Annotated in this window: 11 protein-coding genes; 1 reads left to right on the plus strand and 10 read right to left on the minus strand. The window is 32.8% G+C overall.

Annotation, left to right across the window (positions count from 1 at the left end; translation table 11 throughout):
• The 10 genes from ulaG to J6L95_RS04910 form a co-directional block, all read right to left on the minus strand.
• The coding region (gene ulaG / locus J6L95_RS04865) for an L-ascorbate 6-phosphate lactonase (RefSeq protein WP_287458350.1) at positions 1-668 on the minus strand (668 nt) is incomplete at its 3' end.
• Between the two features lie 180 nt (positions 669-848).
• Positions 849-1,577, minus strand: coding sequence for an ATP-binding protein (locus J6L95_RS04870; RefSeq protein WP_287458351.1), 729 nt, complete (start codon positions 1,575-1,577; stop codon positions 849-851).
• Positions 1,567-3,117 (minus strand): IS21 family transposase, encoded by a 1,551-nt coding sequence (gene istA / locus J6L95_RS04875; protein WP_287458352.1) that lies wholly within the window; start codon positions 3,115-3,117, stop codon positions 1,567-1,569. Before istA ends, J6L95_RS04870 begins: the two co-directional genes overlap by 11 nt.
• A 431-nt stretch (positions 3,118-3,548) precedes the next feature.
• Positions 3,549-4,307: a DeoR/GlpR family DNA-binding transcription regulator gene (locus tag J6L95_RS04880; protein WP_287458353.1), complete on the minus strand. Its 759-nt coding sequence runs from the start codon at positions 4,305-4,307 to the stop codon at positions 3,549-3,551.
• Between the two features lie 212 nt (positions 4,308-4,519).
• A complete protein-coding gene (locus J6L95_RS04885) occupies positions 4,520-4,972 on the minus strand; it encodes a hypothetical protein (protein WP_287458354.1) in 453 nt (150 codons plus the stop codon).
• A 22-nt stretch (positions 4,973-4,994) separates the two neighbouring features.
• Positions 4,995-6,209, minus strand: a complete 1,215-nt coding sequence (locus tag J6L95_RS04890) for a YARHG domain-containing protein (protein ID WP_287458355.1) — start codon at positions 6,207-6,209, stop codon at positions 4,995-4,997.
• A gap of 26 nt (positions 6,210-6,235) precedes the next feature.
• Entirely contained in the window at positions 6,236-6,697 is a 462-nt protein-coding gene (locus J6L95_RS04895; RefSeq protein WP_287458356.1) for a hypothetical protein, read from the minus strand.
• A 22-nt stretch (positions 6,698-6,719) separates the two neighbouring features.
• On the minus strand, positions 6,720-8,069 hold the full coding sequence (locus tag J6L95_RS04900) for a hypothetical protein (RefSeq protein ID WP_287458357.1): 1,350 nt from the start codon (positions 8,067-8,069) through the stop codon (positions 6,720-6,722).
• Between the two features lie 235 nt (positions 8,070-8,304).
• Complete coding sequence (locus J6L95_RS04905; RefSeq protein WP_287458358.1) at positions 8,305-8,943, minus strand: hypothetical protein; 639 nt, start codon at positions 8,941-8,943, stop codon at positions 8,305-8,307.
• A 14-nt stretch (positions 8,944-8,957) separates the two neighbouring features.
• Positions 8,958-9,557, minus strand: a complete 600-nt coding sequence (locus J6L95_RS04910; protein ID WP_287458359.1) for a hypothetical protein — start codon at positions 9,555-9,557, stop codon at positions 8,958-8,960.
• 284 nt (positions 9,558-9,841) lie between these two features.
• Between J6L95_RS04910 and J6L95_RS04915 the strand changes: the two genes are divergently transcribed.
• Positions 9,842-11,233: a GBS Bsp-like repeat-containing protein gene (locus tag J6L95_RS04915; RefSeq protein WP_287458360.1), complete on the plus strand. Its 1,392-nt coding sequence runs from the start codon at positions 9,842-9,844 to the stop codon at positions 11,231-11,233.
• Positions 11,234-11,358: the final 125 nt, after the last annotated feature.

Consider the following 11,358-nt stretch of genomic DNA (forward strand, 5'->3'; position numbering starts at 1 on the left):
AAATAGATTGAGAAATGAGAATCTCCTGAATGGTAGATATTTCCTCCTGGTGTCTTAATCAAATAATTGACAGCCTTATCGTCCATATCTGTTGGACATTTTCCTCTTAAGACTTCTCGATCTGCTCCTGTTGAATCAGTTGTGACAATACAAGTTCTATCAAATGAATCTAAAGCGATGATTTCCATGTCTTTGATCTTGATAGTATCTCCTGGTTTTACAGTAATGCATCTTTCTTCTGGTACGCCCCACTTTAACCAGAATTCTACTGATTTTTTTGGTCCAATAAATGGTACTGGAATCTCATTGCCGTTTTCATCAACTGTTGTCATTCCACTATTTACAACATGTGCTGCCCATTCTGGTGACATATGATCTTGATGATAATGAGTTGCAAGTACCGCATCTACTTTCTTGAATGCAAATGGATCAAAGACAAATGGAATATTGCGAAGGTTTGGCTGCATTGCGCGTGCTCCACACATGTTGGCCATCTGATGTCCCACTTTCATCTTGCCATCACCATGTGTTCTTTTCCCATTGCCTGTCCATAAATCAATTGTAATGTTGGCATCACCAGGTGTCTTAAGCCACATTCCTGTACAGCCTAGCCACCACATTGAAACATTGCCAGGTTTTACGACTTCATTTTCAATATCTTCTACCAACTGAGTATTTCAGCGACTTAGCGACATTGATTCAGTCGTAGAGCGACACTGATTCAGTCAATCGGCGACAGTAATTCAGTGAAAGAGCGACGCCATTTCAGTCGCAGAGCGACACTTTTTCTTATTGATATAAAGCTAGCGATGATACAATCATCACTAGCTCTTTTTGTACAAGTTTTTTTATTTTCTTGCTCTCATTGATCGATTGCCCTTAATATAGATGGTGTAGGAGGATGATGTGATCCTGTCAAGTATCGCATCGGCTATTGTGCCTCCACCAAGATAGTCATGCCATACACTTGTACGAGTCTGAGATGCAAATATTGTTGAATGAAGTTCATTTCTTCCTTCCATTATTTCAAACAGGTATTCCTGCTGCTGTGGAGTTGCCTTTACCAGAAGCCAATCGTCAATGATCAACAGATCAAAGTTGATGTAGAATTTTATTCTCTGCATATACTTATCGCGGTTCTTTGCTTTCTCGATATCATAAAGAAGATCGGGAAGTCTTATGTATCTGACTCTGTAGAGCCTGTTGCAGGCATCGATTCCCAGAGCTGATACAATGAATGTCTTTCCGGCTCCAGTTGCTCCAAATACACAGACGTTTGTACCGTCTTCTATATACTGTCCGGTCGCTAGAGTCGCTATTGTCTTCTTGTCAAGTTCACGGTCTTCATAATAGTGAATATCATTGAGTGATGCGTTGGGCTGCTTTATTCTCGATCTTCTGATGAGTCCTTTGATCTTTTCCTGATTCTTGGCATCCACCTGTGGCTGAAGAAGCAGTGCCAGCTGCTCATCAAAGTTCAGTTCATTGAATGCCTTGTCATTGGATAGTGTCTTATAATTGTCAGCCATGTTAGTAAGTCCCAGCTTCAAAAGATTGTCGATGTTGTCATTGATCATGATAGTTGTCCTCATTATTATAGTATGATGCACCACGCAGAATCTCACCGCTGTGGTCTGCATCAGATCTTGTCTTTTCATCCTGCTCATGAAGATATTCAATATAAGACTTGAAGTTTCTGTAGCTGCAGGAAATGTGATTTTGAATCATATGGATGGAAGTCTGTTCCATCAGTCTTCTGCTGAATCTTTCCGAAAGATGCAGAATCGACATTATTCGCTTGTATATATGCTGCTCATATTCTGCCTTCTCAAATTCCTGGTCAATAAGTGCAGCAGTTAATGGGCCTATATCAGATGCCCATCTTTTCATTTTTTCAGAATTCCATTTTTCAAAGGCTGCATGGTTCTCTGGCATGTGATCTGCACTGGTCGTATAGGAGTTCTTTCCATAGCTTCTTATGTGTACCGCAATTCTTTTATTGTTGTAAAAGATCTCGATTGCTGAATCCGTGATCCTTACCCTGACTTTCTTTCGTACATATCTGTATGGAACTGAGTACCAGTTCTTCATCACCTGAATATGATAATTGTATTGGACGGTTGCTTCCTTCCATTCGCCATATTCATAAGGCTGCTTGGGAATCGGCTGTAGCGTTTCTCTCTCTTCATTCTCAAAAACGTGCTGTCTGCTGAACGGTCTCTTTTGGAACGGTTTCCTGTTGAGCTCATTAAGAAGTCTGCTTATTTCCTTGTTGATATCGCTTACGGATGTGAACCTTTTGTTTCTCAGTCTTGCAATCAGCTGCGTTGAAAGATAGCCTACTGAACTTTCTGCAGAGCTCTTGTCCTTTGGACGGCGAACACGTGCAGGTACAATTACTGCACCGTAATATCTGGCCATTTCTCTATATGATTCATTGAGAATCATATCCTCATATTTCTTATGAGAAATCACACCTGTCTTCAGATTGTCTGGAACAAGTATGACCGGAACTCCTTCAAAGTGCTTGAACATGGTTATATGCACATTGATCCATGTTCCTTGTTTCATGTCTGCAGTTGCCTCGGCGTACATATACTGACTGAAAGGAAGAACAGCCACGAACAGATATGCCTTTCCGATTACTGCATTTTCTGATAGATCGTAGAGCGGAAATGTTGAACCTGCCCAGTCAACTTCAAGTTTTTCACCTAGCTTTCTGTTGATATGCATAGTAAGTTTGTGCTCTTCACAGTATTGCCTGTAGAGTGTAGTGAAGTGAGTGTACTTCATAAAAGGCGTACCTTTTTCTATGCATTTTTCAGAGTATTCTTCCCGCAGGAGCTTGAGAGTCACGTTTCTTTTCTGCATTTCATTATGGACATACTCATAATCAGGTCTTTCCTCATAAAGTTCAAGAGATCTCTTTCCCTTGAAAAGCTCAGTGATTTCTCTGTTGCTCTTGTCCCTGATATCCTCATAGCTGATATCAAGGCTCTGAGCCTTATCAATCGTTTTCTTGATTGTATGGCTTGAACAGTGAACAGCCTTAATGATTACTCTCTGAGAGATTCCTAATGAGCTCAATCTCATTATTTCTCTTATCTTGTCTGTCATTTTTATTCACCACCTTTCTGCGGAAGTATCCTACAAAATATATTGTAATAGTACTTATACAGGAGATGTAGAACTGTCGCTGTTAGACTGAAAAGACGTCGCTCATGAACTGAAGCGACGTCGCTCTTCGACTGAAATCATGTATTTTTTGGATCGTAATACTCAACCAACCATGTTCCCCATTCTGGGAATGTACTATTGATCCAATTTTCTCTTGTGATTTCTGAAATTTTACTCATTTTTTTCTCCTTTTATCGTAGTTTTTTCGATTCATGAATCCTTACCTTTGTACAATCTCATCATATCATTTATATGAACATAAACAAGATTGTTTTATGATTGTTTATTCTGTTTATGATTGTTTATAAAAATTATATGAGCATTTATTTCGTTTTATGTCCGTTTACTTGTTCAAAATAAAAAAAGATACCCTAGGGTACCTTTATCACTTGTATATTCTGTTTTGTTAATTGATTAATTTCTTTCTCATCAGCCTTCTGATCAGTGATTACATCAGTGATCATTGAAATAGGACAACTAACAAAGCTGCATATTTTTCCTATCTTAGTATGGTCTGCTAATATATAGGATTTCACATGACTGCGATTGAACATGGCTTCATTGATCTTAACTTCATTTAGAATATCCGTTGTCATACCTACTTTACTTGAAAGACCACTGCATCCTAAAAATGTTTTTGTAGCCCAAGATTTATTGACACTATCTAAGGCAAACTCCCCTACCATTGTTCCTTTTACATAACGTAATTCTCCACCAGTGAGAATAACTGTCACTTCAGGAGAATGGGGTTCATTAATCGCATTTCCATTATTAGTAATAACCGTTACTGCCTTGGCTGTAATGTATCTAATCATTGATAATGCGGTTCTGCTTGTATTAATAAATAAGATATCTCCATCATTGACAAGAGTTGCAGCGTATTTGGCAATTCTATTTCTTTCTTTTAGAAGTTCATCTTCTTTCGTTGTCTTCTTCTCAATGATTTTGGCTCCACCATGAAAACGTTCAATGAGTCCTTGATCTTCAAGGTACTGAAAGTCTCTTCTTATTGTTAATGAAGAAACATTCAAATTCCTGACCATGTCTTCTACCCTGATACTCCCCTTCTCAATAACCTGATGAAGTATCTCCTGTCTTCTTTTATCTACAATTTGTTTTGATTGTTTCACTTGTATCTCTTCTTTCTATAAAAGAGTTGTATTTATCAATAAAATTCTATCATGTTTAGACATGTTTTCCTATGAATTTACTTCATTTAAAAAGAATATATTAAAACGGAGCTTATAATAGGAAATTAAGCTCCGTTTTAAACAATTATTCCTAAATATAAGTAATGTGATTTGACCAATTCAAGTTATAAATATTTCATTTAAAAATACTATTAATCATCAATAATTATCATTTTCGTTACATAACCCTTTTTTACCTTGAAAAGAACCACAAAATCTCCAGAATCCGGATATTTTATCACATATCGAACAGTATTTTTTATGTCAATAAATGTCAATTTTTCTAACCTTTTTGTATCATAAAGCTTAGTAGCCCCAGAAACAGTAGTATAATAATACTTACACTTCTTACTTATCTTAAACACTTTAGATCTACCTATATATTTCATGGTATGATGATTATTTTTCTTATAATATTCAATAGAAGTTCCTTTTATTGTTTTTACAGACAACTTTTTTCCTTTTTTCTTAAAGGTCATACAAGCAGAACCATAAACAACATAATAACCAGATTTTGTTTTTGCATTAATACTGCTTAATGTCAATGCAAATAAAAGCATTACGCTTAACACTATCGTCATTAGCTTTGCAATATATTTTTTCATAAGTATCATCCTTTTAATATAATCAAACATTTAACTCAGAAGAAGGATTATATTTAAGTTTACCTTTTCTTAGTTTTGCTAATTTCTTCAAGTTAGCATCTTCGTATGTATTCCAAACCATCTGTGTATCTTCATATAGATATTCATCTTTGTAATACCAATTCTTCGCATCAAAATATCTTTGAATAGAATTATTATTAATAAATGAATAACCATGTCGTGCATAGATTTCATTAATCGCAATTCTTAATTGGGTTGGTGTCTTAATTGAAGATAACTGCGATGCCGTTAAATATTCTGAATCACTATTTTCAAATACATACCCATCAGCATCTCTAATTCTCTCATCCACTGTCTGTCCATTCACTCTTGCTTCATATTTACTAGTATCATAATTCACTACAAATGATTTTTGTCCAGTTACAGTATAATCATCTTCATCAATATTTATTGTAACAGTAACTTCTTCACTATTTTTCAATCCTGTAGATTTACTATACTTAAAGTATTCATTTTTAATATTATTTATGATTTCTTGAGATTTTGTACCCTCGCTATCCGTACGCCAATGAAATTTTGTTTTTGTATAATCAATATCAGCATTGTTTTCATTTACAGTGTATGCTGGTTCAACAGCAGATAATGTAATATGAATTTTATCATCACTCTTTGTTTTTACAGTTGATGTCAAAGATGAAGATTTTGTTTTAGTAGTGTCACTCTTTTTATTAAGAAAATAAAAGCCACCTGTAAATACACCTACAGCTAACACAAAGCACAATGCTATCAGTAAGGCTTTCTTCGTTTGCTTAGAACTTTCTGGAGAACTATCATTATTAGTATTATCTTCAGAAATAGTCTCTTCTTTATTTTCTTCCTCTACTGAATCGTTTGTATCATCAAATTCAAATTTCTTATTTGAGTTTTCATCTTCATTTTGAACATTATCATCTATAGCTTCTGATAAATCATTGTCTTCAATTATCTCTTGATCATTATCTTCTTTTTGATCTTCGTCTAACTCAACTTTATCGTTTAATGTAGCACTATCTAAATCGACTTGATCTTCATCCTCAACAGAATTCTTTTCCATCTCTTGATTATCATCAATAACGCTTTCTTCTAATTTGTGATCATCGTCATCATTTAATAGATCTTCAGGTAATTTGTAACCACAATGGCCACAAAATACTGACCCCTCCATTAATGGTTTACCACAATTTGGACAAAATCTCATATTAATTCCTCATTTCATTTAATATATTAATCAGCTTGCATTATTCCTAATTTTGTAATTGTTTTATTTTTGATATTTGCATATAACCTATCATCATAATAAACAACTCTTCTTTTTCTTTTTTTTAAATAATGACCATCTATCCAATACACATCTCCAATATCTTTTTCATGCTTAAACGTCATTTGTTTAAAAAATTTCTTTTTTGTAGTTCGTTTTGTAAATTTTCCCTCAAGCCAATATTGCATATAATATTTTGTTTTCTTATTAATCTTATAACTATATGTTTTGCCGATTCCTACTATGTCATCCTCCTGAAAGGCAACATTCTCACAAAACGCCATTTTTCTATAATATAATCGATTCCCTTTTAGCTTTACAAAAGAAAGATATCTATGTTTTGTACGTGCATACGTATTCTTCTGATGTGTTACTAAAACAGTAAATACCATTAAGATAGCTATAAATGCCTTTAACGATCTTTTCATAGTCTTCACTCCTTTTTTATTATTAATCCACTTCGATAACATCTTCCGTAATTTCTGAATTAATATTATGTAAAGAAGATGCTATATCATCATCTCTTTTAATGTATTCATCTTCATTATCTTTCAGCATTGACTTATATGTAGAATAGTTACCAAATGTTTCATTATTTAAATCAGAATTTACATTCGTGATTTCATAGTAGTAATAATCTGTAGAAGTCGTTACTGTGTCATAATAATCTTTTGAAGTATGATTATCTTTAAATACCGCTACAAGTGAATCTTTCTTGTTATATTTTACAAGGTATGTTCCACAATATGAGAATCGATATGTTTCATAGTAATCATTTGTATACTCATTCTTTAGATATGTTAAAGCCTTATCTTTAATTAGTGCGATAGTATCCTTTGGAACTTCTTTTGCTTCTTTGAATCTATGAATAAGATTTTCAACTTTAATCACTTTTGAAGCACTTGTAACATGTAGCTTTAATTTATCAGCAGTATCTTTATTGTAAACAGTAGTAACAGTAACACTGTCTCCGTTTTCCAAGTTCTCATCTTTTGAATAGTTATACTCGATACTATTAACAAAATCAGCAATTTCCTTATTGCTTTTATCATATTCAACGTTATTAGTCACATCATCAATATAGGCTTCTCCAGATATTCCTTTATATGTCAAGCTAATATTCTTAGCTAGATCAATATTGGTATAATTTAAATAATCATCCCATATGTAATAACCAATACCCATCGCCAACAATAACGCAATAACTACACCACCAATTGTTTTTTGTTTTCTTGTAAAACTGACAGTATTTTTTTTATTAGTTTGATTATTAGAAACATTTGTTTTCTTCAATGAATTCAAAGAAATAGTCTCATATGTTTGTTGCTCTTTCTTATAATAAGTAACAAATAGATAAATGGAGTAAGCAAGAACAACGGCCCCAAACCCCAATGCTAAAGCAAGAGAATTTACAGTTTCTTCCGGATTTTTTAAGATATTATAGGCATCCGAAACTAACCCTGATGATATTTTTCCACTAAATACATCTGATAAATCCAACGATAGCAATGATTGAATTGTGCTGATCGTTTTAAAATTAATAAAAAGCAATAAAATATTAATACCGCTTAATCCTGCTAATATTGTAGTCTTAATATCTTTATGTTTTCTCGCATTAATAATTGAAAAAACACAAACATAAAGACAAAGTACCATTGCTATGTAGTAACAAGGTGGTATCAATTTTAATGATTGAATAGCTGAAGAAATACTACTCATACTATCAGACAGAGAATTAGAAGAAATAGAACCACTAATTCCTTTTAAAGAGACAATGATAAATAATAGTAAAGCGCCCACTATCATTCCACATATTGATAGTAGTTTTACATTACTAAACTCTCTCATCAACGATAATTGTTTTGTTTTCTTTTGCTGATTATTATTAACAGACTTGTTTTGCATTTCTACTTTACTACCGCAGTAGGGACAAAAATTAGTAGCGCCATTAAACTCCTTTCCGCACTTCGTACATTTCATAAAAATCCCCCTCTCTTTTATTAAAAAGAATGATATTTATTTCCTTGATATACAATTAATATTTACTCTTTAAAGCAAATTTGATTGGTCTTGTACCCTGATTCACTTCATATGATGAAATACAGATATAGACCTTATGACCATTAACATAAAACTGAATTTTATTTGGATGTCTAATATAATCAGATATGCTTGATCCACTTATTCCTTCTCTAAGGAGAGCGTTCTTAATACTTACTAAGACACATGATTTTTGACCTTTTGCGACATCAAAAAGTTTTAATAGTTTTCCTTTCTTATTAAAGGTATATCCATAATAGTATCTATTAGCTACTCCTCCAAAATGGGAATCATTTGTTCGACAAAGACTGAAAATAGACTTTGTATTCTTAGTTACTCTGACATTGCTTTTATCCCACCAATCATAATGATCTTGTCTAAAATCCGCATTGGATGCTCCTGTATTCACTTCATTTTGATCTCTTTTATCAATTTTATTAAGGTATGATCTAATCTTCTTGCTTCTCTTTGAATTTCCTTTTACGAGTACTTTTTTATAATATTTTGTAAAAGTTCTTCCTTGATAATGATATGTGTAATCTACTTTCTTATATTTATAAGATAATGCACTGATGTTATTTATTGATAACATCATCATTAAGAGTGATAAGATGACTGCTATATATCTCTTCATAACAAAACTCCTTATTAATAAGCTTTAATATGTTTTTTAATCTTTGATGCAGAAACAAATTTTCCTTTGATTTTTCTACTCTTCTTCATATTAAATGCCGCTTTTAATTTCTTTTTATATGTTTTCTTAGAAACCTTTTTATTATTCCATTCATAATGTTTTAATGTTGATAATTCATTATATGGATACATACCACCAGTAAACTTAAACTTACCCTTTTTTATAGTGATAATGTCATCATTGCTAATGTGCTTATATTCGTAATGATAATACAATTTATTTTTTCCAGGGATGTATCTCAAATCACTTATTAATAGATTATAATACCAGGCATCAATTTTTTTATTATTGCTTGTCAATACAATATCACTTCTTCGATAATCAGTGAGCCATACGTCATTTTCAATAAATAATTCAGGAATTGAATCCCTATTAATATCTAATAAGAAATATCTTATTTTTTCTGTTGCATGTGTTTTACGTTTTTCATTTTCAATCTTATTAATAAACTTAATATACTCAGTTTTCCAATGATTACGTTTTGCCTGCACACTCGTTATGCTTACTCCCATCATAAATAAACAGACAAAACAAATGATAATCTTTTTAATCATAATTAATTCTCCCTTCTTATATCATTATTTGTTTCCTTTAATAAAATTTTACCATTTTTTGATACCGCTACCAAATGGTAGCGAATTTTTTTGAAAAATAGTGGATTACATCTTGTCACAAAATGGTCAAAAAGTTTTCTGCTACCATACGGTTGCTCTTGAACAATGGTTATTCTCTTGCTTATAATGACTATAGAAAAGTATGAAAGGAATGATTTATTATGATGAAAAGGAGATTTTTTAGTCTATTAGTAACTATTGCAATGACGTGTTCACTTATAATAATGAATCAAGTGAATACTTCTCAGGCTGCTTCGGGAGTCTATAATAAACTAGTAAGTCTTAAGTCTTCGTATCCTAGTGGAAAGTTCTGGAATCACAAAGTAACGAGTTCTAGTAATACCGGGGATGCTTTAGCGAGAAATAAAAATGAATCCTATGCGGATTCAGTAACATCAACACCTTGTTACTCCCATAATATGTCCAATGTTCCAACAGGAAAATATGATTGTAATTATTTTGATGGTGGTATGCAATGTGATGGTTTTGCAAAAAGAATATTCTATAGAGTATTTGGTCAACGTGTTACATCACTTGGTAATAGAACCGATACAGCTAATTTAAGAGTTGGGGATTTTGTAAGATTTAAATTTGGTCATTCAGCTATTGTCTATTCTATCAGTGGGAATACCCTTCGTGTTGTAGAATGTAATTTAAGTGGGTATGGTGCTCATAGAAACTGTGAAATCAGATGGGATGGTTATGAAAGTAATTATTCTAAAGCTAATATTTCTTATTTTAGACGTGCCAGCAATTATGATTCTATCAATAATACTGATACGACTAAGCCAGTTATTTCTAACGTAAAAATTAAAAATATTACTTCTTCAAGCTATACTGTTTCATGTACAGCAACAGATAACGTAGGTATTGATCGCGTACAGTTCCCTACTTGGACTGGAAATAAAGGTCAGGATGATCTTGCTTCATCTTGGTGGACAAATACAAGTGTACGTGGTTCTAAGAACGGTAATACTTATAGTTTCACTGTTTATATTTCTGCTCATAACAATGAACGTGGAAATTATTACACTCATATTTATGCTTATGATAAAGCTGGAAACAGTCAAGTTTATTATTGTCCGATTGTAACGTTACATGAAGCACCTTCTAAATCGACATTACCTGTCAATGCAGGAACAAGTTATGAGCCAACTCGCTTTAATTGGACTGCTACAAAGAATACCGGTCATTATGATTTACGTATTTATCTAGGTAAGAATCTTTATAAATATGAACATCATATCAAGAGTACTAACTATTCTATTACATTACCAGAAGGACAATATTCTGCTTTTATTTGCTCTGTGAATTTTGAACATGGAGAAAACTTTACAATAGGCAATTGGGTTAACTTCACTGTTGTCAAAGGTGTCCCTAAACCAAAACCTGTGGTTCCAAAAAAAGTATCTCCACCGACTTATACAATCAATTCTGTAGTTTGGCGTTTTGCAAAAGGTAAGAAAAAATCTATTAGTACAAGCTGGAACAGCATCACTAATGCAAAATATGAAGTCTGGTATAAACTAACTGGAAAGAAAAAATGGTCTAAGAAACGTTGTTCTAAGACAGCTTATACTATCAAAAACTTAAAAAAGAACGCTCTTTTTAAGTAAATTGTTGCTTTAGGTTATTTTATTCAGCAAAAATACCATAGCGATATTCGTAATATGCTTCCTTAAGTGAAATAGGCATAGGTGTAGCTCTTACCATTTCATTACTGAAAGCCTCAGTATCCATC

It is taken from the genome of Kandleria sp. (genome assembly GCF_017934775.1).
In the GTDB taxonomy this organism is placed as follows: domain Bacteria; phylum Bacillota_I; class Bacilli_A; order Erysipelotrichales; family Coprobacillaceae; genus Kandleria; species Kandleria vitulina.